Annotated in this window: 25 protein-coding genes; 14 read left to right on the forward strand and 11 right to left on the reverse strand. The window is 72.9% G+C overall.

Annotation, left to right across the window (positions count from 1 at the left end; genetic code table 11):
* Positions 1–31 precede the first annotated feature (31 nt).
* Positions 32–1,285: an FUSC family protein gene (locus ACZ4UU_RS27375; protein WP_471906010.1), complete on the reverse strand. Its 1,254-nt coding sequence runs from the start codon at positions 1,283–1,285 to the stop codon at positions 32–34.
* A gap of 269 nt (positions 1,286–1,554) precedes the next feature.
* Here ACZ4UU_RS27375 and ACZ4UU_RS27380 point away from each other — a divergent pair, with 269 nt between their 5' ends.
* Positions 1,555–2,889, forward strand: a complete 1,335-nt coding sequence (locus tag ACZ4UU_RS27380) for an erythromycin esterase family protein (protein WP_471906011.1) — start codon at positions 1,555–1,557, stop codon at positions 2,887–2,889.
* Positions 2,890–2,897: 8 nt separating this feature from the next.
* On the opposite strand, the gene ACZ4UU_RS27385 is transcribed toward ACZ4UU_RS27380, so the two are convergent.
* Complete coding sequence (locus ACZ4UU_RS27385; RefSeq protein WP_471906012.1) at positions 2,898–3,392, reverse strand: FBP domain-containing protein; 495 nt, start codon at positions 3,390–3,392, stop codon at positions 2,898–2,900.
* An 84-nt stretch (positions 3,393–3,476) separates the two neighbouring features.
* Between ACZ4UU_RS27385 and ACZ4UU_RS27390 the strand changes: the two genes are divergently transcribed.
* Positions 3,477–4,397, forward strand: coding sequence for a DUF3626 domain-containing protein (locus tag ACZ4UU_RS27390; RefSeq protein ID WP_471906013.1), 921 nt, complete (start codon positions 3,477–3,479; stop codon positions 4,395–4,397).
* On the opposite strand, the gene ACZ4UU_RS27395 is transcribed toward ACZ4UU_RS27390, so the two are convergent.
* Positions 4,328–4,924: a PAS domain S-box protein gene (locus ACZ4UU_RS27395; RefSeq protein WP_471906178.1), complete on the reverse strand. Its 597-nt coding sequence runs from the start codon at positions 4,922–4,924 to the stop codon at positions 4,328–4,330. The two genes, ACZ4UU_RS27390 and ACZ4UU_RS27395, sit on opposite strands and share 70 nt — an antisense overlap.
* A gap of 189 nt (positions 4,925–5,113) precedes the next feature.
* Here ACZ4UU_RS27395 and ACZ4UU_RS27400 point away from each other — a divergent pair, with 189 nt between their 5' ends.
* The 4 genes from ACZ4UU_RS27400 (at position 5,114) to ACZ4UU_RS27415 (ending at position 11,009) form a co-directional block, all read left to right on the forward strand.
* The gene (locus tag ACZ4UU_RS27400; RefSeq protein WP_471906014.1) at positions 5,114–8,287 is read left to right on the forward strand and encodes a cytochrome P450; all 3,174 of its coding nucleotides are present in this window, start codon (positions 5,114–5,116) and stop codon (positions 8,285–8,287) included.
* 34 nt (positions 8,288–8,321) lie between these two features.
* On the forward strand, positions 8,322–9,284 hold the full coding sequence (locus ACZ4UU_RS27405) for a phosphotransferase family protein (RefSeq protein ID WP_471906015.1): 963 nt from the start codon (positions 8,322–8,324) through the stop codon (positions 9,282–9,284).
* A gap of 68 nt (positions 9,285–9,352) precedes the next feature.
* On the forward strand, positions 9,353–10,642 hold the full coding sequence (locus tag ACZ4UU_RS27410; protein WP_471906016.1) for an ROK family protein: 1,290 nt from the start codon (positions 9,353–9,355) through the stop codon (positions 10,640–10,642).
* 127 nt (positions 10,643–10,769) lie between these two features.
* A complete protein-coding gene (locus ACZ4UU_RS27415) occupies positions 10,770–11,009 on the forward strand; it encodes a hypothetical protein (RefSeq protein ID WP_471906017.1) in 240 nt (79 codons plus the stop codon).
* Between the two features lie 7 nt (positions 11,010–11,016).
* Here ACZ4UU_RS27415 and ACZ4UU_RS27420 read toward each other — a convergent pair whose 3' ends face one another.
* The 5 genes from ACZ4UU_RS27420 to ACZ4UU_RS27440 all read right to left on the reverse strand — a co-directional run bounded on the left by ACZ4UU_RS27420 (position 11,017) and on the right by ACZ4UU_RS27440 (position 16,426).
* A complete protein-coding gene (locus tag ACZ4UU_RS27420; protein ID WP_471906018.1) occupies positions 11,017–12,045 on the reverse strand; it encodes an SDR family oxidoreductase in 1,029 nt (342 codons plus the stop codon).
* An 80-nt stretch (positions 12,046–12,125) separates the two neighbouring features.
* Complete coding sequence (locus ACZ4UU_RS27425; protein ID WP_471906019.1) at positions 12,126–13,088, reverse strand: SDR family NAD(P)-dependent oxidoreductase; 963 nt, start codon at positions 13,086–13,088, stop codon at positions 12,126–12,128.
* Between the two features lie 310 nt (positions 13,089–13,398).
* Positions 13,399–14,631 carry an aromatic acid exporter family protein gene (locus tag ACZ4UU_RS27430; protein ID WP_471906020.1) on the reverse strand — a complete coding sequence of 411 codons (1,233 nt, stop codon included), beginning with the start codon at positions 14,629–14,631 and terminating at the stop codon, positions 13,399–13,401.
* On the reverse strand, positions 14,628–15,329 hold the full coding sequence (locus ACZ4UU_RS27435; RefSeq protein ID WP_471906021.1) for an HAD family hydrolase: 702 nt from the start codon (positions 15,327–15,329) through the stop codon (positions 14,628–14,630). Before ACZ4UU_RS27435 ends, ACZ4UU_RS27430 begins: the two co-directional genes overlap by 4 nt.
* A 50-nt stretch (positions 15,330–15,379) precedes the next feature.
* Complete coding sequence (locus ACZ4UU_RS27440) at positions 15,380–16,426, reverse strand: PHP domain-containing protein (RefSeq protein WP_471906022.1); 1,047 nt, start codon at positions 16,424–16,426, stop codon at positions 15,380–15,382.
* Positions 16,427–16,567: 141 nt separating this feature from the next.
* Here ACZ4UU_RS27440 and ACZ4UU_RS27445 point away from each other — a divergent pair, with 141 nt between their 5' ends.
* Positions 16,568–16,807 carry a hypothetical protein gene (locus tag ACZ4UU_RS27445; RefSeq protein ID WP_471906023.1) on the forward strand — a complete coding sequence of 80 codons (240 nt, stop codon included), beginning with the start codon at positions 16,568–16,570 and terminating at the stop codon, positions 16,805–16,807.
* Positions 16,808–16,836: 29 nt separating this feature from the next.
* On the opposite strand, the gene ACZ4UU_RS27450 is transcribed toward ACZ4UU_RS27445, so the two are convergent.
* Entirely contained in the window at positions 16,837–18,069 is a 1,233-nt protein-coding gene (locus ACZ4UU_RS27450) for an RICIN domain-containing protein (protein ID WP_471906024.1), read from the reverse strand.
* 174 nt (positions 18,070–18,243) lie between these two features.
* Between ACZ4UU_RS27450 and ACZ4UU_RS27455 the strand changes: the two genes are divergently transcribed.
* On the forward strand, positions 18,244–19,023 hold the full coding sequence (locus tag ACZ4UU_RS27455; RefSeq protein ID WP_471906025.1) for a sulfite exporter TauE/SafE family protein: 780 nt from the start codon (positions 18,244–18,246) through the stop codon (positions 19,021–19,023).
* Here ACZ4UU_RS27455 and ACZ4UU_RS27460 read toward each other — a convergent pair.
* A complete protein-coding gene (locus ACZ4UU_RS27460; RefSeq protein WP_471906026.1) occupies positions 19,020–19,649 on the reverse strand; it encodes a VanZ family protein in 630 nt (209 codons plus the stop codon). The two genes, ACZ4UU_RS27455 and ACZ4UU_RS27460, sit on opposite strands and share 4 nt — an antisense overlap.
* 227 nt (positions 19,650–19,876) lie before the next feature.
* On the opposite strand from ACZ4UU_RS27460, the gene ACZ4UU_RS27465 reads away from it, so the two are divergent.
* Genes ACZ4UU_RS27465 through ACZ4UU_RS27490 form a run of 6 tightly spaced genes read left to right on the forward strand, consistent with a single transcriptional unit; the run spans position 19,877 to position 23,607 of the window.
* Positions 19,877–20,059 carry a hypothetical protein gene (locus ACZ4UU_RS27465; protein ID WP_471906027.1) on the forward strand — a complete coding sequence of 61 codons (183 nt, stop codon included), beginning with the start codon at positions 19,877–19,879 and terminating at the stop codon, positions 20,057–20,059.
* Complete coding sequence (locus ACZ4UU_RS27470; RefSeq protein ID WP_471906028.1) at positions 20,056–20,508, forward strand: monovalent cation/H+ antiporter complex subunit F; 453 nt, start codon at positions 20,056–20,058, stop codon at positions 20,506–20,508. Before ACZ4UU_RS27465 ends, ACZ4UU_RS27470 begins: the two co-directional genes overlap by 4 nt.
* The gene (locus tag ACZ4UU_RS27475; protein ID WP_062715839.1) at positions 20,501–20,752 is read left to right on the forward strand and encodes a hydrogenase subunit MbhD domain-containing protein; all 252 of its coding nucleotides are present in this window, start codon (positions 20,501–20,503) and stop codon (positions 20,750–20,752) included. The genes ACZ4UU_RS27470 and ACZ4UU_RS27475 overlap by 8 nt, the downstream gene beginning before the upstream one ends.
* Positions 20,749–21,489: an MnhB domain-containing protein gene (locus ACZ4UU_RS27480; RefSeq protein WP_471906029.1), complete on the forward strand. Its 741-nt coding sequence runs from the start codon at positions 20,749–20,751 to the stop codon at positions 21,487–21,489. Before ACZ4UU_RS27475 ends, ACZ4UU_RS27480 begins: the two co-directional genes overlap by 4 nt.
* A 7-nt stretch (positions 21,490–21,496) precedes the next feature.
* Positions 21,497–21,847 (forward strand): sodium:proton antiporter, encoded by a 351-nt coding sequence (locus ACZ4UU_RS27485; protein WP_471906030.1) that lies wholly within the window; start codon positions 21,497–21,499, stop codon positions 21,845–21,847.
* Positions 21,847–23,607: a complex I subunit 5 family protein gene (locus tag ACZ4UU_RS27490; protein WP_471906031.1), complete on the forward strand. Its 1,761-nt coding sequence runs from the start codon at positions 21,847–21,849 to the stop codon at positions 23,605–23,607. Before ACZ4UU_RS27485 ends, ACZ4UU_RS27490 begins: the two co-directional genes overlap by 1 nt.
* Positions 23,608–23,622: 15 nt before the next feature.
* Here the strand turns inward: ACZ4UU_RS27490 and ACZ4UU_RS27495 are convergent, their stop codons facing one another.
* The gene (locus ACZ4UU_RS27495; RefSeq protein WP_471906032.1) at positions 23,623–24,285 is read right to left on the reverse strand and encodes a DUF4230 domain-containing protein; all 663 of its coding nucleotides are present in this window, start codon (positions 24,283–24,285) and stop codon (positions 23,623–23,625) included.
* Positions 24,286–24,346: the final 61 nt, after the last annotated feature.

Below are 24,346 nucleotides of genomic sequence, written 5' to 3' on the forward strand. Positions count from 1 at the left end.
GCTCAGCGGCGCCGGCCCCGTCCGGCGCTCCCTATCGAGAACGTCCGCCCATCCCCGTACGGTTCCGCCACAGCTGTTCCTGAACGCCCATGCGCTCGCGGATCCGGTTCAGACGCGGGATCCGTACCCGCTGTTCCTGCGACACCCGGTCCAGTTCCTCCAGCAGACGCCGCGAGCGGTGCTCGGTGTCGAGCTCGTCGATGATGCGGTTCACCTCGGTCAGTACCGCACCCAGCAACTGCCAGTGCCGGCCCTCGCGCTCGGCCTCCTCGCGCAGCAGCACGGCGAGCCGGTCGCGGGTGCCGGCCGCCGTGCGCAGCTCCGCCGACAGCCGGGACTCCGCCGATTCGGCGTTGCTGCTGACGTGCGTGGTGACCAGCACCGAGAAGCTGACCACCGCGTCGCCGATCTCGGACAGCAACTGCTCGACGACGGCGCCCGTCTCCTTCTCGAACAGCGGCTCCGGCTCACGCTGCTTGGCGAGATCGGTGAGGGTGCGCGCGAGCACCCGCAGCACGACCGTGCAGATCTCCAGCGTGTCCAGCCCGGTGCGCAGCACCACCCGGTGCAGCAGGCTGTCGCGCACCCGCGGATTGAGCCGCAGGCTGTCCTCGGCCTGCCGGAGATCGGCGTCCACCTCCACGATGTCGTGATCGAGCCGGCGCGCCTCGTGCAGCCGGGCCGCCGCCTGCTCGACGGGTTGTCGTCCCGCGGCCTCCTCACCGATGCGCAGCATCAACTGCCGCAGCCGGCGGGCCAGGGCCTCCATCGACTCACCGGCCTCCTCCACCCACACCGGCGGCGCGAGCAGCAGATTGAAGCCGAGCCCGACCACCGCGCCGATCAGCGTCTCCACGACCCGCGCCCACGCGGTGTCCCCGACGGTCGTGACCCCGAGGACCAGCATCGCGCTGATCGCCACTTCGGGCACGTACTCGTTCACGCGCACCAGATGGCCGACCGCCAGCGAAGCCACGATCAGCAGGGCGAGGCTCCACCAGGTCAGACCGACCAGGAGGCTGAAGGCGATGGCCACCAGGACGCCGGCCACCACCGAGTTCACGCGGCGAATGCCGTTGGTGAGGGTGGCGTAGAAGGTGACCTGGACGACCAGCAGCGCGGTCAGGGGTGCCGTCAGGGGCGCCGCCTCCGGGCTCAGGCGCAGCGCGATGACGTACGCGATCGTCGCCGCGGCCGCCGAACGCAGCGTCTGGACCACCACGGGGTCCCGGCGCAGCTTCGCCAGCCGCTCCCGGACCGGCGTCCCCTCACGTGCCTCTCGCATCCTCGGGCTGTTCCCTTTCCACCGATGCTTCCCACCCACCATTTGCGGAACGTGCCGGTCCGCAAGGAACCCCAGATTGATCGCCACTGCCGTGCTACGGCAAGGGGCTGGGCTGGTGATCGTCGACACCCGCGCGGGACGGAGCGGGCGGGCGGCAGTCCGGGTCCGTGCGGGGGAGACCCCCCGCCGTCACCCCGGGGGCTGTCCGCAGCCGGGTACGGAGGACCGCCGGATGGCCCCCGCACACCCGGCGCCGCGAGCCTTGGATGATGAAACGGCACCGGACCGGATCAGTACTGACCCTGTTCATCATCCTCGCCGCCCTGACGACCGGCATCCCGGCCACGGCGGCCCAGACCCCCACCACGGTCGGCGGAGCCCTCGACCGCGCCGCCCACCGGCTGCGCACCGTCGAGCCCGGTGGCGACACCCGCGATCTGCGCCCCCTGGACCGGATGATCGGCGGCGCCGACGTCGTCGCCCTGGGCGAGGCCACTCACAGCTCGCACGAATTCTTCGCCCTCAAGGACCGCGTCTTCCGCCACCTCGTCCAGGAGAAGGGCTTCCGAACCTTCGCCCTGGAGGCCCCCTGGAGCACCGGCCTGCGTCTCGACGACTACGTCCTGTACGGCAAGGGCGACCCGCGGCGCATCATGCGCGAGGAGTTCCAGCGGGACTACCTGTGGTGGAACAACACCGACTACCTGCGGCTCGTCGAGTGGATGCGCGCGTACAACGTCCGCCACCCCGGCGACCCCGTCCGCTTCATGGGCGACGACATTTCCTGGACCGGGCCGGAGGTGTACGACACCGTCGAGGACTACGTGGCCGCCGGGCACCCGCAGCTGAGCGCCCGGATCGCCGAGTTGTACCGCGGGCTGCGGCCCACCGTGCCGACCGGCGCCTACATCGAGCGGTACCTGAAGCTGCCGTACGCGGAGTGCGTGGAGCGGACGGAGCGCACGGCTGAGGCGCTGCGGCTGCTGCGGCGGCAGGCTCCGGGCGCCGACCGCGAGGCGTACGACCGGGCCGTCCAGGCGGCGAGGGTGATCGACCAGACCGCCGGACAGTACGCCTTCGACGTGGCGGATCCCGCCGAGATCGCCGCGGCCATGCGCTACCGCGACGCGGCGATGGCCGCGAACGTGGTGTGGTGGCAGCGGCACACCGGCACCAAGGTGCTGCTGTCGGCGCACGACAATCACGTCGGCCATGTGCCGGAGGACCCCGCGCAGTATCCCAAGGTCCAGGGCGCGTTCCTGCGCGACAGTCTCGGCGCGGGCTATGTGAGCGTCGGCCTGACCTTCGGCCGGGGCTCGTTCAACGCCACCGGCCCGGACGGCGGCACCGTCCGCCGCTGGACCCTGGGCCCGGCTGGCCCGGGCACCAACGAGCGGACCCTCGACCGGGTACGGCACCGGGACTACGTGCTCGACCTGCGGACCGTCGGGGCACCGGCCGACGACTGGCTCCGCCGGGCCCGGCCGACACGCACCATCGGCACGGCCTACCCGGACGGTCCGTACGACATCGCGCTCGCCCGGACTCACGACGTCCTGATCCATCTGCACCAGGTGGAGGCGGCGCGCCTGCGGGACCGGTAGGGCGGGCGTCAGGCGTGCAGCTGGTCGAGGAAGGAGGACAGATTGCCCGTCGTCCGGGCGATCTGCTCCTCCGTCGTCAGGCTCTCCTCGAAGCGTCCGCCCGACCGCGCCGTCTTCTTGCCGCGGACGTAGAGGGAGCACGCGAGGTCGGTGCACATGTACAGGCCCACCGAGTTGCCCTCACGCCCCGCCGCGCCCGCCTTCCGCGCCGTCATCAGGGAGACCCCGCCGCCCGGATGGGTCGTCAGACACACCGAGCACATGCTGCGGTGCAGGAACCCGCGCCGCGAGGACGGGAAACGGAGGCTCATGCCCATCGGGCGCCCGTCCCGCTCGGCCACCAGGTAGCTGCGATCGGGCGCTCCCGGATCCCGCCAGCCCAGGAAGTCGAGGTCGTCCCAGGGGCGTTCGTCGAGATCGCGGGGGAGGGGCAGCCGTCTGGCCTCACCTTTCGAGCAGTTGATAAATGAGTTGCGGATGTCCTGCTCGGCGAGTGGCCTCATGGGGAGCCTCCTGGGAGTCGGTCTGTGAACCCTAGGGATCCTAGGTTCAAAGCTAGAGTAGGCAGGCGGAATGAAGGGGAGCCAGTGGATTTCGGAGATCTCGGGGCACGGGCCCGGGCGGCACTGCGGCACGTCGCGGCCTTCTCCGCGGGGCCGCCCCTCGACCCCGCAGTGCGCATCACCCTCAACTTCCATCCGGACCGGCTGGTGCGGGGCGTGCCGATCCTGCGCGCCCTGGCCGACGACGGCACCTACCACTCGCAGTTCGTCACCGGCACCAGCAACGGCGGCCTCACCGCCCACCTCGGCGGCGACCGCTGGCGCTGGGAGAGCCGGATCTTCGGCGGGGCGTACGACGACGCGAACCCGCCCGAGCGGCCTGTGTACGGCGCGCTGAACTTCCGCGGCCAAGTCGTCGGCGCCGCCCCGCGGTTCGGCTCCTCGCACTTCCGTCTGAGAGGCGAGGCCCTCGCCCGCGCCACCTTCTGCTACCCCGACAGCGCCGCCGAACCGACCGACTTCGGCATCGCCACCGGCCTGCATCTCCTCGCCCTGGCCGAGACGGGGGACCGGGACGCCCTCGACGACTACGTCGAGGCGCAGATCCACGGCGGAGTCGTCCTGGCCCGGGACGTGGAGGCCGTGGTCCTGGACGCCGGATACCGCGGCACCCCGGTCGAGATCGCGGCCCGCCTGCTGCCCTGCCCCGTCGAATGGCACCCCGGCTACCGCCTCAGCGTGTCCGAACTGCGTCGCCACGCCGGCTTCCGGGGGCAGGAGTACGTCGACCTGGGGGCACGGATCGCCGAGGACGGCCATGTCGACCCGCGTGTCATTGGGGAGGCCGCGCGGAGCGGACGTCACGAGCTCCAGGACCTGAAGAAGGTGTGGCACACCCTGGCACGGTTCGGCGCCCCCGAGGGCGCGGGCACGGCCTACGCCGACCCGGCCCCGGCCGTGGACGCCGGCGGCCACACCCCGGCGGCGAGCACGCCCAGCGCATAGGCCCGGGCGACCAGTTCCGTACGGTTCGCCGCCTCCCACCGTGCCGACAGGCGTCGCAGGTGGTAGTTCACGCCGTCCACCGTCAGCCCCGTCTCCCGCGCGGCCCGCGCCGTCGTGGCACCCCCCGCGAGGAGGGCCAGGATGCGGGCCTCGATCGGTGCCACCTGGGCGCGCCTGTGCTCGGGTGCCTCGCGGTCGCCGAGGACGCGCAGCATCACCAGCAGCGTCGGCGTCTCCTCCACCGTGTCGCTCACCGGGTCCGCCGTCAGCTCGCCGTACCGCTCCGTCCCGTCGGGTGCCTGCCAGCGCACCGACACCTGGTACCGCGAGCGGTGCCGCAGCCGCAACGCCTCGGCGATCCGCTCCACCTGGGTCGCCTCCTGCGGCCGGAACAGCTCCAGCACGTCCCGGCCGCGCAGCCGCCCCGGCGTCGTACCGCACTCCGCCGCCATCGCCGGATTGGCCAGCAGGACGGCGCCGTACACGTCGCAGACCGCGATCGGCACGGAGACGCGGTCGAAGACCATCAGCGCGCGGTTGCGCCACACCACCGCCTCCGGGTGCAGCCAGTCCACGAGCACCTCCTCTGCCTCGGCGCAAGAGCGCCGTTCCGCCCGGCACTACACAATCATGTAGTGCCGGGGCGCGGGCGGCCGGTGTCCTTCGATCACGCTTGATCGCAGGAACTCCGTACCGCGAAAGGCAGTTGTCGCGCCATGCCCCCCACCGCGTCGCACCCGCAGACCACGGACACCCTCCCCGGCGTCCCCGTCGTCGACATCACCTCCGTCGGACCCGGCGGTACCCCGATCCAGCAGGCCATGGCGCTGATGCGGGAGCACGGGCCGGTGTTCGTGCGGCGGCTGTACGGGCGGGACACCCTGTTCGTGGGCGACCTGGACATGGTGGCCGAGCTCGCCGACGAGCAGCGGTTCGCCAAGCACATCGGGCCCGGTCTGGAGAACGTCCGCGAGTTCGCCGCCGACGGCCTGTTCACCGCGTACAACGACGAGCCCAACTGGGCCAAGGCGCACGACATCCTGATGCCCGCCTTCGCGCTGGGCTCGATGCGCACCTACCACCCGGTCATGCTGAAGGTGGCCCGCCGACTCATCGACTCCTGGGACCGCGACGCCCGCGCCGGACGGCCGGTGAACGTCCCCGACGACATGACCCGGATGACCCTGGACACCATCGGGCTCGCCGGATTCGGCTACGACTTCGGCTCCTTCGAGCGGCCCGAGCCGCACCCCTTCGTCGAGTCGATGGTCCGCTGCCTGGAGTGGAGCATGACCCGGCTCGCCCGGGTCCCCGGCCGGGACTACTCGGCGGCCGACGCGGCCTTCCGCGACGACTCCGCCTATCTCGCGCAGGTCGTCGACGACGTCATCGCCGCCCGCAGCGGCACGGACCAGAGCGCCGCCGAGGACCTCCTCGGCCTGATGCTCACCGCCGAGCACCCGGCGGACGGCACCACCCTCGACACCGCCAACATCCGCAACCAGGTCATCACCTTCCTGATCGCCGGCCACGAGACCACCTCCGGCGCGATGTCCTTCGCCCTGTACTACCTGGCCAAGCACCCGACCGCGCTTCAGCTCGTGCGGCGCGAGGCCGACGAGCTGTGGGGCGACCGGGCCGACCCCGAGCCGACCTACGACGAGGTCGGGAAGCTGGCATACACCCGCCAGGTCCTCAACGAGGCGCTCAGGCTGTGGCCCACGGCGGCCGTGTTCTCCCGGCAGGCCCGCGAGGACACCCTGCTCGGCGGGCGCGTTGCGCTGCGCGCCGGACAGGCCGCCCTGGTGCTGACGCCGATGCTGCACCGGCAGCCGGTCTGGGGCGACAACCCCGAGCTGTTCGACCCCTCGCGGTTCACACCGGAGGCCGAGGAGACCCGGTCCGTGCACGCCTTCAAGCCCTTCGGAACCGGTGAACGGGCCTGCATCGGGCGGCAGTTCGCGCTGCACGAGGCGACCATGCTGCTCGCGATGCTCGTCCACCGCTACCGGCTGCGCGACCACGCCGACTACCGCCTCACGGTCAAGGAGACCCTCACGCTCAAGCCCGAGGGCTTCACCCTCACCCTGACCCCGCGCACCACCGCCGACCGCGCACACACCCCACTGCCGGGCGCCACCCCCGCCGCGCAGGCCGAGTCCGCCACGGCCGCGCTCCCCGCCCGCGTCCGCCCCGGCACCAGCGCCCTGTTCCTGCACGGCAGCAACTACGGCACCTGCCGCGACTTCGCCGCCCAGCTCGCCGACGAGGCCGCCGCGATCGGCTGCGCGACCCAGGTGGCACCCCTCGACGACTACGCCGGCGGCCTGCCCACCGACCGCCCGGTGGTGATCACCGCCGCCTCCTACAACGGCCGCCCCACCGACGACGCCACCGCCTTCGCCGCCTGGCTGGAGGAGGTCCCCGACGCCGAGGACGTCACCTACGCCGTCCTCGGCGTCGGCGACCGCAACTGGGCCGCCACCTACCAGCACGTCCCCACCCGCTTCGACGCACGCCTCGCCGACCTCGGCGCCACCCGCCTCGTCGACCGCGCGGCCGCCGACGCCTCCGGTGATCTCACCGGCGCGGTACGGGACTTCACGCGCCGACTCCGCACGGCGCTGCTGGAGCGGTACGGCGACCCGGACGCCACCGCCCCCGCCGACCCCGAGCCGACCACGGCCTACGAGGTCCGCACGCTGACCGGAGGCCCGCTGGACGCCCTCGCGAAACGGCACGGACTCGTCCCCATGACGGTCACCGAGGCCCACGACCTCACCGCCCTCGGCCACCCCCGCCGCAAGCGTTTCGTCCGCGTCGCCCTGCCGGACGGCGTCACCTACCGCACCGCCGACCACCTCACGGTCCTGCCCGCCAACGCCCCCGCCCTGGTCGAGCGAGCCGCCGCCGCGCTCGGCGTCGACCTCGGCACCGTCCTGGACATCCGCGCCACCCGCCCCCGCCGGGACGGCCTCGCGGTCGACCGCCCGGTGACCGTACGCCAACTCCTCACCCTCCACGTCGAGTTGCAGGAGCGCCCGAGCGCCGCCCAGCTCTCCGCCCTCGCCGCCGCCAACCCGTGCCCACCGGAGCGCACGGCCCTGGTGAACCTGACCGACGACCCCCGCACCCTGGTCGAGGTGATCGAGGACTTCCCGGCCCTGCGCGGCGCCCTCGACTGGCCGCGACTCCTGGAGATCCTCACCCCGCTGCGCCCCCGCCACTACTCCATCTCCTCCTCGCCGGCCGTCCACCCCGGCCACGCGGACCTGATGGTCTCCCTGCTGGAGGCCCCTGCCCGCTCGGGCAATGGCCTCTACCGGGGGACCGGCTCCGGCCACCTCACCCGCGTCGAGCCCGGCGACACGGTGTACGCCCGCGTCCAGCCCTGCCGAGAGGCCTTCCGGATCGACGCCGGCAGGCCCGTCGTCATGGTCGCCGCGGGCACCGGGCTCGCCCCCTTCCGGGGCGCCATAGCCGACCGCACGGCGGCACTCGCGACCGGCGCCGAACTCGCCCCCGCCCTCTGCTACTTCGGCTGCGACGCCCCCGACGCCGACTTCCTGCACGCCGACGAACTGCGCGCCGCCGAGGCAGCCGGCGCCGTCTCGCTCCGCCCCGCCTTCAGCGCCGCCCCGCAGGACGGAGCGGCCTTCGTCCAGCACCGCGTCGCCGCCGAGGCCGACGAGGTCTGGGAACTGCTCGGGGCGGGCGCCCGGGTGTACGTGTGCGGGGACGGTTCGCGGATGGCGCCGGGTGTGCGCGAGGCGTTCCGTACGCTGTACCGGGAGCGCACGCCGGGCGCCGACGACGCGGCGGCCGGGCGGTGGCTCGACGCACTGATCGCGGACGGGCGCTACGTCGAGGACGTGTACGCGGCCGGCTGACCGACGGGGACCGAAGGGGCGGGGTGGGCGCACGGTGGCGGACTCCTGGGAACGGGCCCGGCAGATCCTGGACGCGGCGGGCATGGCGCCGGACCACCTGGCCCACCTCCGTCCGCTGGCGGGCGGCACCTACAACACGGTCGAGGAACTCCTCCTCACCGACGGCCGCCGGTACGTACTGAAGGTGCCGCCGCCGTCCACCGTCCCGGGACTGAGCCACGAGAACCGGCTGCTGGAGTCCGAGGTGGAGTTCTACCGGAGGGCCGCCGAGGCGGACGTGCCCGTACCGCGTGTGGTGGCCGACGGGGACCTGCTGCTGATGACGGCCTGCCCCGGCGAACCCTGGAACGGCGAGCTCACCGACACCGAACGAACCGCCCTGCGCACGGAGTTGGGCCGCCAGGTCGCCCGACTGCACCGGGTGACCGGACCGGCCTTCGGCTATCCCTCCGGCGCCCTCGGCCCGCTCGCCCCCGACTGGCGCACCGCCTTCACCGGAATGCTCGACGCCGTCCTCGACGACGCCCGCCACTACCGGGCCGCGCTGCCCCGCCCCGCCGACGCCGTCGCGGACACCCTCCGGGCCGGCTACGACGCCCTCGACGCGGTCACCGTCCCGTGCCTGGTCCACTTCGACCTGTGGCCGGGCAACATCCTGGTGGACCGGGCGTCGGGCCGGGCCCGGATCGGAGGGCTCATCGACGGGGAGCGCATGTTCTGGGGCGACCCGCTCGCCGACTTCGTCTCCCTGGCGCTGCTCGACGACATCAAGCGGGACGACGCCTTCCTCGCCGGATACCGGGAGGCCGGGGGGCGCGCCGACTTCGACGCCCCGGCCCGTCTCCGCCTGGCCCTCTACCGCTCCTACCTCTACCTGATCATGCTCACGGAGACGGTCCCCCGGGCGGCCGACGCCGCACAGCACCGCTGGGTCCAGGACACCGTCGCCCCGGAGCTCGTGGCGGCACTGGCCGAGATCGAGGACCTGACCTCGTAGACCGGCTCGTGGTCCACAATGGGGAGCGTTCGAGCAGGTGGGGAACAGGCTGGTCGGGAGGGAGCCGCATGGCGGGGCGGAACGGGCGCACGGTACGGGACCTCAGGCGGGGCAACCGTACGGCCGTGCTGCAGCGCCTCTACTTCGACGGCCCCCTCAGCCGCTTCGAACTCGGCCCGGCGACCGGACTGAGCTCCGGTTCCATCAGCAATGTCGTCGCCGAGCTGATCGCCGACGGCCTGGTCGAGGAGGCCGGCAGCGTCGACTCCGACGGCGGCCGCCCCCGCATCCTGCTGCGCGTCGCCCCCACCAGCGGCCACATGATCGGCGTCGACGTGGGGGAGACCCGGGTACGGATCGGGCTCTTCGACCTCACCCTCACCGAACTCGCCCGCGCGGAACGCCCGTTGACACAGCGGCGGTACGAGGTCGAGGGCATCGTCGGCCATGTGCGCGACGGCATCGCCGAGGTGCTCTCGGCCGCCGGCATCGCACCCGAGCGGCTCCTCGGCGTCGGCATCGGAGTCCCCGGGATCGTCGAACACACACCGGGCCCCGGCGCCGTCGTGCACGGACAGACCATCGGCTGGGACGCCGTACCGCTGGAACAGCTCCTGCGTGCCGGCTCACCGCTCCCGGACAGCGTCCCGTACTTCATCGACAACGGCGCCCGGACCCTCGGCCAGGCCGAGATGTGGTTCGGCGGCGGACGCGGCGCCCGCAACGCGCTCGTCGTGCTCTTCGGCTCCGGCGTCGGCGCCTGTCTGGTCACCCCCGAGGTGGAGCACGGGCGGGCCGTCGAGTGGGGGCATCTGACGGTACGGGTCCGGGGGCGCCGTTGCCGCTGTGGTGCCCTCGGCTGCCTGGAGGCCTACGCGGGCGCCGAGTCGCTGCTCGCGCGCTGGCACGAGGAGGGCGGGAGCACGCCGGCGGGCGCCGACGAGGAGACCGCGCTGGCGGCGATGCTGGCCGGCGCGTATCCGCCCGAGGGGCGGGCCGCGGACCCGGTGGCGCTCGCCATGCTGGAGGAGACGGCCGAGTACGTGGGCGCGGGCCTGTCCGACCTGATCAACCTCTTCCAGCCCGAGCGCATCCTGATCGGCGGCTGGGCGGGCCTCCAGCTAGGCGCCCGCTTCCTGCCCGCCGTACGCCGGTACGCCGCCTCGTACGCCCTGCGGCACCCGGCCCAGAAGGTCACCGTCGACCTGGGCCGGCTCGGTCCGGACGCGGTCACCGTGGGCGCCGCGATCCTGCCGCTCGCCGACTTCTTCGCGCGGGGCGGCCGACGCGCCGAACCGGCGGCGCAGGGGCCCGGGCCCGGCTGGCCGACGGCTCCCTCGGAGCGCGTGCCGCACTGAGGTTTCGCCGCTCGCGGTAGCGGTACTCGCGGTGCCCTGACCTAGGGGGTGTTGTGAAAGTCCCGAACAGCACCCGCGGCGCCCGGGACTTTCACTACATCCCTGCACGACGCGCAGGAGGTGCACCATGGCCGACGACCGTCGCGAGGCGCCGGAGCAGAACGGCGGGCCGGTTCCACGAGATCTGCCGGACCAGCAGGCGAACGAGGGGGAGGACCCCTGGGAGGTGTCGGTCGAGCCCGCCGACGAGGCGGGCGAGGACGACGACGTCCCCGACACGGACGAGGCGGGCACCAGCCGGCAGGGCGCGTCCCCGTCGGGTGCGGTCCATCCGGAACATCCGGCACCCGAGGAGCCGCCCGGCTGAGCCGGGCTCAGCCGACCTTGCGGCCCCGCATCGGCTCCGTCGGTGCGCCTTCACCGCGCTGGAGGCCCTGGAGGAACTCCTCCAGCACCTCTGTCGCCGTACGCTCAGGCCGCCAGCCCAGTTCCGTCCGGGCCCGTGTGCAGTCCATCAGCGGCAGCCGCAGCACCGCGTCGAAGAGGTGCGGGGAAGCGGGCAGCAGGTGCAGCCCCCACGCGGCGGCGATCGCCGAGCGGGCCGCCGGACGGGGCAGCCGGACCGGGCGTGCGCCGAGCATCTCGCCCAGCAGCCCCGCGTCGACCGGCGGGTCGGCCGCCAGGTTGAACGCGCCCCGGACATCGGACTTCACGGCGAGCCGATACGCCGCCGCCGCGTCGTCCGTGTGCAGGGCCTGGACCCGCAGTCCCGGAATGTCCGGCAGGACCGGCAGCAGCTCGGGCCGGGCCAGCGGACCCGGCAGGAACCGGCCCCCGAAGATACGGCGCTGCTCGCTCGCCGACTCCCGCTTGAACAGGAACGCCGGCCGCATCCGCACCACCCGCACCCGGGGATGCGCCCGGTCGAAGGTGTCCAGCGTCCGCTCCAGATAGGCCTTCTCCCGGCAGTACGCGGCGTCGGGCCAGCCGTGGGTCGGCCATGACTCGTCCACGGCGTGGTCCTTCGGCCCCGGCGAGTACGCGCCGACCGACGACGCGTGCACCAGCGTGGGCACCTTGGCCGCGGCGACCGCCTCGAAGACCCGGATGCCGCCCAGCACGTTCGTCCGCCAGGTCCGCGCCGGGTCGTGCGTCGGCTGGAACGCCCAGGCCAGATGGACGACGGCGTCGGCACCCGCGAAGATGCCCGCCAGGGCGGCCTGCTCGGAACCCAGGTCGACCGCCGTCCAGTCCGTCTTCGGCGGCGACCAGTCGGGGATCCGGCGGGCCAGCCCCAGCACGGAGCCGACCTCCGGATCCTCCGAGAGCAGCCGCACCACACTCGTACCGACATTGCCCGTGGCACCGGTGACCACGATCCTGCGGGCCGCTTCGCTGCTCACCTGCGGCTCCTTACGAAGAGTGGGGACGCGGAGCGTCCGAGTACCCCCTACGAGGCGCTCGCACGCTCCGGGCCGCCGCACTACGAGGCGAACGCGTCCACCCCGGTGAGCTCCGCCGAGAGGGTCCACAGCCGCGCCGCCTGCTCCGGGTCCACCGCCCAGTCCTTCACGCCGGCGCGCTCACCGTCGGCCGGGGCGGGCTCGGCGATGTCGCAGTCCTCCAGGTAGACGCCGCCCATGCCGGTCAGCTGGGGCGAGGTCGCGGCCCACACCTGGGTCGCGGCGCCCTGCTGGGGCGTCTTGAAGCCGTCCTGCGGGATCGGGTTGCCCTCCTCGTCGATCCAGCCATGGGCCACCATCTCCTCCTTCGGCAGATGCCGCTGGAGAGGGGTGAGGATGCCGCCGGGGTGGAGCGCGAAGGCCCGTACGCCACGGTCCGCCGCGAGCCGGTCGAGCCGGACGGCGAACAGGACGTTCGCGGTCTTCGCCTGACCGTAGGCCTGCCACTTGTCGTAGCCCTGCCGCCAGTGCACGTCGTCCCAGCGGATGCCGGAGAAGTGGTGGCCGCGCGAGGACACGGACACCACCCGGGCGCCGCCGGGCTCGATCGCCGGCCAGAGCCGGTTGACCAGGGCGAAGTGACCGAGGTGGTTGGTCGCGAACTGGGCCTCCCAGCCGGGCCCGACCCGGGTCTCCGGGCAGGCCATGATCCCGGCGTTGTCGATCACGATGTCGATCGTGCGCGCCGTGTCCAGGAAGCGCTCGGCGAAGGAGCGCACGCTCTGAAGGTCTCCGAGGTCGAGCGCGTCCACCTCTGCACCGTCCACGCCGTCGAGGGCCGCCCGCGCGGTGTCCGGCCGACGCGCGGGTACGACGACCCGGGCGCCCGCCTCGGTGAGGGCACGCGTGGTCTCCAGGCCGAGCCCCGAGTAGCCGCCGGTGACGATCGCGAGCTTGCCGGAGAGGTCGATGCCGTCCAGGACGTCGTCGGCGGTGCTGTGGGCGCCGAAGCCCGAGCCGATCTTGTGCTGTGCAGTGCTCATGTCCGGAACGCTACGAATTGGAGTGCTCTCGAAGTCAAGCCGACCCGGCGGGGCGCGCCCACCGGCCGGCTGCGCCCGCAAAAGGAAAGAGCCCCGACCGGGACGGGGGAACCACGGTCGGGGCGGTCTGTGGTGGGTGCGGATGGCGGTCGCCTCTCGGCGAAAGGCTCCACAGGGCTTCAGCCGAACGATGGTCCCTGTGGGCAAAAGGTGAGGCCCGGGGACACTGTCCCATCCGCACCCACGTGTTGTTCAACGGGCAACCACCCTCCGGTGTTCCAGCGTGGAGGCCGATGTCAGGTGATCTGTGTCACCCTCGCTGACCTGCTGAAACGGTCTCGCTCCACACGTTCTCGGCCTGCAGCAGCAGGGTCCCGAGCACCGTCGCGCGAACCGCGCCCTGCCCGGCGTGCTCGCGCAGCCAGTCCTGGAGCTCGCGTTGCAGCCGCAGCATCGTGGCCTCGGCCCGGTCGTCCGGACCCGCCCCGTCCTCGGCGTCCCCCAGCAGACGCCCGCTCTCCACCTGGCACGCGTCGCCGATCAGGTCCAGCAGCCCGGCGTACGCGTGCAGCGCGGGCCCGTCGGGCGGCAGGGGAGTGCGCTCCTCGTCGGCCGCGACGGCCAGCGTCCGGGTGAGCGCCCTGATGTGCCCGGTGACACGGCTCCAGCGCTCGTCCTCCTCCTCAGGCGGCGCCGGCCTCGAAGCGCGCCGCACCCGCAGGGGCCCCGCGGTCAGCCGCAGGCTCTCCCGGCTCCAGCCCCGCGCCGAGCGCAACGTCTCCAGACGGCGCTCCAGTCGCGCCGAGGCACTCGACCACCCGGCCGCGCTCTGCGCGTTCCACTCGGTGTCCCGCAGATCGGCGGCCACGGTGTGCAGGAGATCCCCCGCCTCCTGGGCCAGCGCCGCGAGGTTCTCCCGTACGTCCCGCAGATGGATCGGCGGCAGCACCAGCGCGTTGACGGCGACCCCGATCACCGCACCGAGGGCGGCCTGCCCCACCCGGTGGCCGACGGCGGACGCCCCGGCCGCGCCCGTGGCCAGGGTGAACAGCGCGGTTGTCGCGCCGAAGACGCCCTGGTCGCCGAACCGCCGCCAGTTGGCCAGCAGCATCAGCAGGGGGATCGACAGGGCCAGCGCGCCCAGGGTGCTCCCGGTGAGCGCCAGCGCGGCCGAGGCGAGCACGGTCCCGGCGCAGATCGCCGTGAACTGCCGCGCGGCCTGGAGCAGCGAGCTGTACACGGTGGCCTGCACCAGGATCAGCGCGACCCAGGACGCCATCAGGGCCATCGGGTCGCCCAGCCACACGCTCCCCACCAGCCAGGCCAGCAGCGCCGCGGCCGCCGCCTTGAGCGACTGCACGACCAGGTCCCGCTCCCGGCCGGGCCCGGCCCAGGCGGCTTGGGCGGCCCTGCCGACGGAGTCCGCGTCCCGTCGTAGCGCGTTGATCACGCGGGTGCCCCCGTCGGCCCGATGTCGTGCCGATTCCGTCGCCCGGGTGACCCGGTGTGCGGGCCGAGGTGCCCCCTCCGTCGCTCGCGTCATCCGGTGTGCGTGTGCGTGTGCGTGTCCGGGCCGCCCGGCACGTCGGCCAAAGGGCTGTCCGCCAGCGTCGCCAGCAGATGGGCCGGGTCGTCGTAGACCGCCTGGGCGCCCGCGTCCAGCAGGTCGACGCGGGGGATGCCGCCACACAGGACGCCCACACAGCGCACCCCGGCCCGGGTGCCGGCCCGCATGTCCCACACGGTGTCGCCGACGAAGACCGCCCGCTCGGCGGGCACCCCGGCCAGTTCCAGGGCGTGCTCGACCGGCTCCGGCGCGGGTTTGCCCTCGTCGACGTCGTCGGCGCTCGCGGTGGCGTCGATCGCGTCGTCCGCGGAGATCGCCCGGCGCAGCGCGGAAAGCTCCGCGCCGCCTGCCGAGGTCGCGAGGACGACGCGCCAGCCCTCGCGGGCGAGCCGGCGCAACAGCCGGTCCGCGTCGCGCAGCGGGGGCAGCCGGTCGAAGTACTGGCCGTACAGGGCCTTGTGCGCGGCGCTCAACTCGGCGTCCCGGTCCTTGTCCCGGTCGTCGCCGAGGAGGTGGGCGATCAGATCGGTCGAGCCGAGTCCGACGGCCCGGTGGACGGCGTGCATGGGCACCCGGTGGCCGGCCTGGCGGAAGGCTTCCCACCAGGTCGTCACGTGGAGGTGATTGGTGTCGACAAGGGTGCCGTCGACGTCGAACACCGCCGCCCGTTCCATGGACTGCCCCTTCCTGGCGCGAACCGTTGCTTCGCCGGTCGAGTACCACGTCAGACGCCCGCCACTCGGGCCGGTGTCCGGCCCTCGTGGGTCCAGGCCAGCAGTTCGTCCAGGCCCCAGGTGGTCACCACGCGCTCGGCCGGCACCTCGCACTCCTGCGCGCGGGCGCACCCGAGGATCTGCCAGTCCAGTTGTCCCGGCGCGTGCGCGTCGGTGTCGATCGAGAACAGCACGCCCGCGTCGGCGGCCCGGCGCAGCAGCCGGCGCGGCGGGTCCAGCCGCTCCGGCCGGCTGTTGATCTCCACCGCAGTGCCCGACTCGGCACACGCCGTGAACACCTCGTCCGCGTCGAACTCCGACTCGGGCCGCCCCCGCCCGGTCACCAGCCTGCCCGTGCAGTGCCCCAGCACGTCGGCGTGCGGATCGCGTACGGCGGTCACCATCCGCCGGGTCATCGAGCGGGCGTCCATGCGCAGCTTGGAGTGCACGGACACCACCACGACGTCCAGCCGGTCCAGCAGCTCCGGCTCCTGGTCCAGCGAGCCGTCCTCCAGGATGTCGCACTCGATGCCGGTGAGCAGCCGGAACGGTGCCCAGGTCGCGTTCAGCTCCGCCACCACGTCCAGCTGCCGCAGCAGCCGCTCGGGGGACAGACCGCGCGCCACGGTCAGCCGCGGCGAATGGTCGGTGAGCGCCGCCCACTCGTGGCCCAGCTCCGCCGCGGTCCGGCCCATCTCCTCGATCGGGCTGCCGCCGTCGGACCAGTCGGAGTGCAGATGGCAGTCCCCGCGCAGCAGCGCCCGCAGCCGCCCGCCGGGCCGGTCGTCGGCCCCGGCGGACTCCCCGGCCTCGCTCTCCAGCTTCTCCAGATAGCCCGGCGTCCCACCCGCGAGTGCCTCGCGGACCACCTGGGCCGTCTTCGGGCCGACGCCCTTGAGCGACTCCAGTGACCCGGCCTCCGCGCGCTCGCGCACCTCGCCTTCGGGGAGCGCGGCGAGCACGCGGGCGGCCGTCCGGAACGCACGGACGCGGTAGGTCGGCGCCAGGGCCCGCTCCAGCAGGAAGGCGATCCGCTCCAGGGCCTCGACGGGGTCCATCGCCACCTCCTCCTCCAGAGTTCCCCAGGCTCCCCGGGGCCGCACCCCCGGGACTGCCGGCAGGGGCCACCGGACGCCGGCCGAAGGAAATGTCGACGGCTCAGGGACCCGCCGGAGCGAGTAGCGCTTTACGCTCTATTCATGACCGAAAGCATGAGCCCGCACATGTCACACCCGCGGATCATGGTGCTCGGGGTTCAGCCGGGTACGCCTCCGTTCCGCATCATGGAGATCGACGGCATGGTCGTCGGTCAGGCGAGGACCATCACCGACGTCCTGGAGTATGCCGCCGCGTTCGGCATCACGGTCCATGACCTGGACGACCCGGACGTGGTCCGCTGGGTCGGCGGGGACAAGTTCACCTGGCACCACCACTACTAGGCCCTGTCCGAGAGCTGGACCGGCCGGGGTCAGCCGACCGTCCATTTCTGGTTGCCGGCGCCCGTGCAGCTCCACAGCTGCAACCGGGTGCCGTTGGCCGCGTCGTTTCCGGTCACGTCGAGGCACTTGTCGGCCTGCGGATTGACGATGTCGTGCGCCCCGGTGACGGTCCATCTCTGGTTGGGGCCGCCGGTGCAGTCCCACAGCTGGACGGTCGTGCCGTCCGCGGTGCCGTTGCCGGTGGCGTCCAGGCACTTGCCGAGCGCGCGGAGCGTGCCGTCCGAGCCCGCGGTCCAGCGCTGGGCGGCGGTGCTGTTGCAGTCGTAGAGCTGGACGGGCGTGCCGTTGGCGGAGTTCGCCCCGGCCACGTCCGCGCACTTTCCGGCCAGCCCTCGGATCGGGGCGCCGCCGGTCGGGCTGTCGCCGGTGGCCACCGAGACGTGGTCCACCACCAGTTGCTGCGGAAAGACCGTGGAGCCGTCCGGGTCGCCGGGCCAGTAGCCGCCCACCGCGAGGTTGAGGATCAGGAAGAACGGCTTGTTGAAGACCCACTGCCTGCCGCCCAGGTCGGCGGGTGTGCGGCGCTGGTAGACGTTCCCGTCCACGGACCAGGTGATCGAGTCGGGCGCCCAGTCGACGGCGAAGGTGTGGAAGGCGTCGGCGAAGGCCTGCCCGTTGGGAAGCGAGTAGGCGGCGCCTATGCCGCCCGAACCGGAGTAGCCGGGACCGTGGATCGTGCCGTGCACGGTCGAGGGCTCGAAGCCGACGTTCTCCATGACGTCGATCTCGCCGGAGTCCGGCCAGTTGACGGGCGTGCCCAGCATCCAGAACGCGGGCCACATGCCCTGCCCCCGCGGCACCTTCAGCCGCGCCTCGACGTGCCCGTACTGCGCGGTGAACTTCCCGGCGGTGTTCAGCCGGGCCGAGGTGTACTGGCAAGTGCCGTACCAGCACCGGTAGTCGGCGGGGTTCTCCCGCCGGGCCGTGATCACCAGATGGCCCTGGCCGTCGAGGGCCGCGTTCTTGTTACCCGAGGTGTAGTACTGCCGCTCGTGGTTGTTGACGTTGTCTCCGGTCTCGATCTGCCACTTCGACGAGTCGACCGCGGCGCCCGCGGGCCCGTCGAAGGTGTCGGAGAACGCCACCGCCGCCGCCGAGACGTCCGGTTGGTCGGCCCGTGCGGGGCCGATCGCGGCTGACGCGACCAGGACGGCCGACAGGGCGGTGAGAAGAGCGGTGCGGAGCAGGCGTGGGGAGGCCATCGTGCTCCCTTCCGTGCGGCGGCCCGCGGGGCGGGGTGCGCCGACCGAGGTGGGGGGGAAGGTGTCGCCACTTGATTTAAGGAGTGAGATAAGAGCCCGTCAATACCTTGGTACGGACCAGGATTTCCCATCCTTCGTCCATCGCCGAAGTGTTGCGTTCCTAGGCTTCTCACCATGAACGCCGCACACATCGGTGAGCTGCTCGCGATCCTGGGCGCGGGCACGGCGGCCGGGGCCGTCAACGCAGCCGTCGGGTCGGGGACGCTGATCTCGTTCCCGGTCCTGCTCGCCACGGGCCTGCCGCCGGTCACCGCCACGGTCTCCAACGCGCTCGGACTGATCCCGGGCTCGATCAGCGGAGCCGTCGGATACCGCGCCGAACTGCGTGGCCAGCGCCGCCGCATCCTGAAGTGGAGCGTCGGCGCCCTGCTCGGCGGGCTCACCGGAGCCGCGCTGCTGCTCGCCCTGCCCGCCTCAGCGTTCGAACGGATCGTGCCGGTCCTGGTGGGACTCGCCCTCGTGCTGGTCGCCCTCCAGCCGCTGATCGGCAGGAGGCTGAGCGCCCGCCGGGCACGCGAGGAGCGCTCCACGCGCCCCGACGGCGGCCCCCTGCTGCTCGTCGGACTGACCCTGGCCAGCGTCTACGGCGGCTACTTCGCAGCCGCCCAGGGCATCATCTACGTCGCCCTGATGGGCATGCTCCTCGACGACGGCCTGCAACGCCTCACCGCCGTCAAGAACGTGCTCGTCGCCGTGGTCAACTCCGTCGCCGCGCTCTTCTTCCTCGTCGTCGCCGACTTCGACTGGACGGCCGTCGCCCTCCTCGCCGTGGGGTCCGCAGTCGGCGGCCATCTCGGAGCCACCGTCGGCCGCCGACTGAGTCCAGCGGTTCTGCGCACGTTCATCTTGGTCGTAGGCACGGTGGCCATCGTCCAGCTGGTCCTGCGGTTCTAGGAGGTCTTGCTCTGCGCCTTCGCGGAGCGCGACCCCCGCGCGTGCACGGCGCGGCTCAGCCGCCGCCCCAGCAGCAGGTAGCCGATCAGGGCACCGGTGGTGTTGAGGATGACGTCGTCGACGTCGAAGGCGCGCCCTGTGACCAGGGCGCCCTGGGCGAACTCGACGAGGAGCATGACGGTCGCCGTCAGCAGGAGCACGCGCAGCACGCCCCGCGTCCTCGGGGCGACGACCGGGACCAGGACGCCGAACGGCACGCCCAGCAGCAGATTCCCCCCGATCTGCCGGACGGCGTCGCGCAGTTCGGGCTGGTCCAGATAGGCCCGCAGCGAACGGCCGGGCCGCAGGTTGGTGTGCGTCAGGGCCTCCGACGCGGGAGACGGCTCCAGGGTGAGCCTCGCCAGGACGACGGCGAAGGCGACCATGAACGCGAACGCGCACACCATGGCCAGCAGCCGGGCGAGCAAGCGCAAGGGATGCCGCTCGGATCGCGGGGACGGCTCGGGCTCGGCGGACTTGCGAGCGCGCCCGGATTTGGCAGTGCGCCCGGATTTGGCGGCGCCTGCGGACTTGGTGGGAGTGCCGGGGTGCAACGCGGCACGCGAACGTGGGGTTCCACGGGCCATGCGGTCCTCCAGTCTTCAACTTCCCTTCGTAGTAAGGGGATTACCCCGGACCGGGTGCACGATGCCCACCGTGCGGATCCCGGCCCCGGCCGCCCGCGGTTTCCCTTCACGCTGTCGGGGCACTCCGGGCGGAGACCCGCGCGCGCCGCCGCCTCTGTCACCCGCGGCGGTGTTTGGATGACGCGGAACGGAAGTAACGGACATCTGGCCCGCGGAGGTGACCCAGCATGGACCGGCGTACGACGCTCGTCGCCACGGCCGAGTTCCTGGCCTGGTGGGCCGCGCTCGCCGTGCTGTGGCTGATCCTCATCAGCGTCGTGGACACCCTGGAACTCGCCGTCGGCGTGGGCGTCGCCGCCGTGGCCGCGCTCGCCGCAGTCGCCGCCCGCCGGGCGGTGGCCGGACGATGAACGGCTGGCTCCTCGCGGCCATCGCCGTGCTCGGCGGGGGAGTGGGCGCCACCCTCTGGGGCGTCGCCACCGGACCGCTCCGGCGCCGGGTGGTGGCACAGAACCTGTCCACCGCGCTGGCCTGCCCCGCACTGCTCCTCCTCGCCCAGGGCTACGACCGCCCCGCATACGTCGATCTCGCCCTGGTCCTCGCCCTGCTCGGCCCCGTCGGCACCCTCGTCTTCGCCCGTCTGCTCACCGACGAACTCGCCGGCGACCCGCCCCGCGCCTGGGGCGTGACCTGGGCCGCCGCCGGGCTCGGCGCGGGCGTGGTCGCGGCGCTGTGCGCGGCGGTCGGACCGAGCCGGGCCATGGCCAAACTCCTCCTCGTCGGCGCGCTGCTGATCGGCGGGAACGTCGTCGCCTCGCGTGCGCTGTCCGGCGGAATCGCGGGGGTGCGCGGTGGCTGACGCGGTCGTCGTCGTCGCGCTGCTGCTGGTCGCCGGCTCCGCGACCGTGGCCGTACTGGTCCGCGACCCCGTGCGCCAGGCCCTCGTCCTGGCCGTCCTCGGCGTCGTACTCGCCGTGCTGTTCACCGCCGTACAGGCACCGGACGTCGCCCTGTCGCAACTGGCCGTCGGCGGTGCCCTCACCCCCCTGTTGCTGCTCCTCGCGGTCCGCAAGGTCAAGCGGCGCAAGGGGCGTGAGCGATGAACCCGCGTACCCGGCTCGGGCTCGTCGCCTTCGGTGGCGGCGGCCTCGCCGTGCTCCTCGTCGCCGCCTGTCTGCGGCTGCCCGACTTCGGCGGCGACAACCACCCGTACGGCGACCGCGCGGTACGCGAATCACTCGCCCGGCACACCGCCAACACCATCGCCTCCGTCAACTTCGACCAGCGCGCCTTCGACACCCTCGGCGAGATGACCATCCTGTTCGCCGCCGTCGTCGGCTGTGTCGTCCTGCTGCGCCGGACCCGCGACGAACACCGCGCCCGCCCCGAGCCCGCCGACGTGGCCCCGCCGGTGCGCCGATACGCCCTGATCGTCCTGCCGATCGCCCTGGTCACCGGCCTGTACGTCATCGCGCACGGCCAGCTCAGCCCCGGCGGCGGCTTCCAGGGCGGTGTCGTCGCCGCGACCTCCCTGCACCTGCTCTACCTCGGCGCCGACTACCGCGCCCTGGAACGCGTCCGCCCGGTCGGCCTGTACGAGGTGGGCGACGCCGTGTCGGCCTCGGCGTACGTCGTCACCGGCCTCGCGGGCCTCGTCGGCGGCACCGCGTTCCTCGCCAACACCCTGCTGCCGTACGGCACCTTCAACACCCTGTCCTCCGGCGGCACCGTGCCGCTGCTGAACGCGGCCATCGGCATGGAGGTCGCCTGCGCGGTCGTCGTGCTGCTCGCCCGCTTCCTGGACCAGGCCGTCGAGATCGAGGAGGAGAGCGGGAAGTGAGAGCCCCGTGACGGACGTCCTGCCCTACCTCGTCGCCGTGTGGATCTTCCTGGCCGGCTGCTACGGCCTGGCCACCAGCCGCAATCTGATCCACGCCGTCGGATGTCTGTCCGTGTGCCAGTCCGGCACCTACGTCCTGCTGCTGGCCGTCGGCTACCGCGACGACGCCACCGCCCCCGTCTTCTCCGACATCGAGCCCGGCTCACGCCCCGTCGTCGACCCGGTCGTGCAGGCCCTCGCCCTGACCGACGTCGTCGTCGGCGCCACCGTCACCGCGCTCCTGCTCGCCCTCGTCATCCAGGTCGCCAAGCGGCACGGCACCGTCGACCCCGACGAACTCTCCGAGCTGCGCGGCTGATGAACGACCTGCTGCCGCTGCTCGTCGCCGTACCGCTCCTCGGGGCCGCCTTCCTCGTCGCGGGCGGACGCCGGGTGCCCCGTGTCCTCGCCGAGTCCGTGGGCTGTGCCGTCTCGGCGGGCACGGCCGGGCTGGCGATCGTGCTGTTGCTGAACTCCTCGCCGCCGATGACCGAATGGGTCGGCGGCTGGACACCTGTCGACGGCCGCAGCGTGGGCATCGTCCTGGTCGGCGACGGCGCGGGGCTCGGCATGGCGGCCCTGGCCTGCCTGCTGACCCTCGCGGCGCTGGCGTACTCCTGGCACTACTTCGAGGAACCCCCACGCCGCCACGCCGGCTCCTTCCCCGCGCTGATGCTGCTCTTCCAGGCCGGGATGTGCGGGTTCTCGATCGCGGGCGACCTGTTCAACGCGTTCGTGTGGTTCGAGCTGATGAGCGTCGTCGCCTACGCGCTGACCGGCACCCGCGTCGAGGAGGCCAAGGCCGTCCAGGGCGCGCTCACCTTCGGCGTCGTCACCTCGCTCGGCGCGTACGCCATGCTGATGGGCATCGGGCTGCTCTACGCCCGCACCGGCGAGCTCGCCATGACGCAGATCGGCCGCGGCCTCGACGCGCACGGGCCGCCGGACGCCCTGGTCCTCGCCGCCTTCGTCCTCGTCCTGACCGGACTGCTGGTCAAGGCCGCCGCCGTCCCCTTCCACCTCTGGCTCCCGGACGCCCACGCCGTCGCGCCCACGCCCGTGTGCATGCTGCTGTCGGGAGTCATGGTCGAACTCGGCGTGTACGGCGTCTGGCGGGTGTACGGCACCGTCTTCGCGGGACCCGGCGGCATCCCGGCCGCCGACCTGGAACGCGTGCTCCTCGTGCTGGGCTCGGTGACGGCGGTGCTCGGCGCGGTCATGTGCTGGTACCAGCGGCACGTCAAACGACTGCTGGCGTACTCGACGGTCGCGCACACCGGGCTGTTCCTGATCGGCATCGGCGCCCTCACGCCCGAGGCCGACGACGCCGTCGCGCTGTACGTCCTCGGACACGCCGGTGTGAAGGCCGCCCTGTTCGCCTGCACGGGCATCCTCCTCGACCGGTACGGCACCGTCGACGAGCACGCGCTGCACGGACGGGCACGGGAACTACGGGGCGTCGCCGTGCTGTTCGCCGCCGCCGGACTGGCACTGGCCGGGCTCCCGCCCTTCGGCACGGCGTTCGGCAAGGCCGTCACGGAGGAGGCCGTCGGCGGCCCGGTCGTCGCGCTGTACGTCGCCGTGAGCGCGGTCACCGCCGGGGCCGTACTGCGGGTGGCGGCGCGGGTGTTCCTGGGGCTCGGCCCGACACCCGAGGACGACGCCGAGTACGAGACGACCGGCGCCGGGGAGCGCCCCGAGACCCGGCACCGGCTCAGCCGCGTCCCCGACACCATGACCGCCGTCCCCGCCGTGCTCCTCGCCGGCTCGCTCGCCGTCGGTGTGGCCCCCGGCTTCGGCGAGGTCGTGGCGCACGCCGTCAACGAGGCCGGGTCCGGCGGCGCGGTGGTCCCCGCACCGCATTGGAGCCCGGCCGGTGTGCTGCTGGACCTCGCGTCCACCGTGCTGGCCCTCGGTTTGGCGGCCCTCGCCGTCACCCGGCCGACGCCCCTCGCCGCCCCGGACGGCGCGCGCCCGCTGCGACGCCTGCAGTCCGGGCACGTCGGGGACTACGTGGCCTGGGTGCTGGTGGGCGCCACGCTGCTCGGCGCGCTGGCCCTGCCGGGACTGCTGCCCTAGCCAGGACCGCGGGGCTCACGTCCCGTACGTCACCTTCACCTCCTTGAAGCCCAGGGAGTGGAGCAGGCCTTCGAGCATGCCGGTGGTGTTGGTCTCGGCGCGTGCGGTCAGGCCGCTCTCCTTCGCCGCGTCACCGATGTGCTTCACCGCCAGCTTCTGCACGGCCTGTTCGCTGTTCGGGTTGTCCGAGAAGAGATCGCCGAGGCGGTCGAGGAGGCCGCGCTCCTTGGAGACGGCGTAGGAGCGGTCGGGGTCCAGGGCCGGCTTGCCGAGGGCGGCGTGCGGCAGCCGGAGCGTGGCGGACGTACGGTCGTCGTTGACCGTGACGTCGTCCTCGTCGACCTTTCCGAGGTCGACGTAGGCGTCCACGGTGCCCGCGCCGACGTACAGCGTGCGGGTGCCGCGGATCGCGTCGGGCAGGAACTTGGCGTCCTTCTCCAGATCCACGACGATCTGGAAGTTGCCGGAGGCGGCGTCGTAGCGGCTCATGTCCTGGATGGACTGGAGCAGCGCGGGACCCGAACGGTCGTTGGTCTCGGTGCCGAACAGGTCCTTCAGGCCGGGGATCACGCTCAGCCGGATCCCGGCGAAGAAGACGACGAGCACCAGGATCAGGGCGCTCACCGCCTTCGCCCAGCCGGGCATGCGCTTGTCGATGCGCTTGATGGGAGTCGTCATGGCGACGTTTCTCCTTCCCTCTTCAACCAAGTACCCCCAAATCCCTTGCCGGACCTGTCCG

Source organism: Streptomyces sp. NPDC028907, from assembly GCF_055564995.1.

Coding starts and splice junctions, on each gene's coding strand:
- ACZ4UU_RS27375 (WP_471906010.1), bottom strand. CDS start 1,285: ATGCGAGAGGCACGTGAGGGGACGCCGGTCCGGGAGCGGCTGGCGAAG.
- ACZ4UU_RS27380 (WP_471906011.1), top strand. CDS start 1,555: ATGAAACGGCACCGGACCGGATCAGTACTGACCCTGTTCATCATCCTC.
- ACZ4UU_RS27385 (WP_471906012.1), bottom strand. CDS start 3,392: ATGAGGCCACTCGCCGAGCAGGACATCCGCAACTCATTTATCAACTGC.
- ACZ4UU_RS27395 (WP_471906178.1), bottom strand. CDS start 4,924: ATGGTCTTCGACCGCGTCTCCGTGCCGATCGCGGTCTGCGACGTGTAC.
- ACZ4UU_RS27400 (WP_471906014.1), top strand. CDS start 5,114: ATGCCCCCCACCGCGTCGCACCCGCAGACCACGGACACCCTCCCCGGC.
- ACZ4UU_RS27410 (WP_471906016.1), top strand. CDS start 9,353: ATGGCGGGGCGGAACGGGCGCACGGTACGGGACCTCAGGCGGGGCAAC.
- ACZ4UU_RS27415 (WP_471906017.1), top strand. CDS start 10,770: ATGGCCGACGACCGTCGCGAGGCGCCGGAGCAGAACGGCGGGCCGGTT.
- ACZ4UU_RS27425 (WP_471906019.1), bottom strand. CDS start 13,088: ATGAGCACTGCACAGCACAAGATCGGCTCGGGCTTCGGCGCCCACAGC.
- ACZ4UU_RS27430 (WP_471906020.1), bottom strand. CDS start 14,631: ATGACGCGAGCGACGGAGGGGGCACCTCGGCCCGCACACCGGGTCACC.
- ACZ4UU_RS27435 (WP_471906021.1), bottom strand. CDS start 15,329: ATGGAACGGGCGGCGGTGTTCGACGTCGACGGCACCCTTGTCGACACC.
- ACZ4UU_RS27440 (WP_471906022.1), bottom strand. CDS start 16,426: ATGGACCCCGTCGAGGCCCTGGAGCGGATCGCCTTCCTGCTGGAGCGG.
- ACZ4UU_RS27445 (WP_471906023.1), top strand. CDS start 16,568: ATGACCGAAAGCATGAGCCCGCACATGTCACACCCGCGGATCATGGTG.
- ACZ4UU_RS27450 (WP_471906024.1), bottom strand. CDS start 18,069: ATGGCCTCCCCACGCCTGCTCCGCACCGCTCTTCTCACCGCCCTGTCG.
- ACZ4UU_RS27455 (WP_471906025.1), top strand. CDS start 18,244: ATGAACGCCGCACACATCGGTGAGCTGCTCGCGATCCTGGGCGCGGGC.
- ACZ4UU_RS27460 (WP_471906026.1), bottom strand. CDS start 19,649: ATGGCCCGTGGAACCCCACGTTCGCGTGCCGCGTTGCACCCCGGCACT.
- ACZ4UU_RS27465 (WP_471906027.1), top strand. CDS start 19,877: ATGGACCGGCGTACGACGCTCGTCGCCACGGCCGAGTTCCTGGCCTGG.
- ACZ4UU_RS27470 (WP_471906028.1), top strand. CDS start 20,056: ATGAACGGCTGGCTCCTCGCGGCCATCGCCGTGCTCGGCGGGGGAGTG.
- ACZ4UU_RS27480 (WP_471906029.1), top strand. CDS start 20,749: ATGAACCCGCGTACCCGGCTCGGGCTCGTCGCCTTCGGTGGCGGCGGC.
- ACZ4UU_RS27490 (WP_471906031.1), top strand. CDS start 21,847: ATGAACGACCTGCTGCCGCTGCTCGTCGCCGTACCGCTCCTCGGGGCC.
- ACZ4UU_RS27495 (WP_471906032.1), bottom strand. CDS start 24,285: ATGACGACTCCCATCAAGCGCATCGACAAGCGCATGCCCGGCTGGGCG.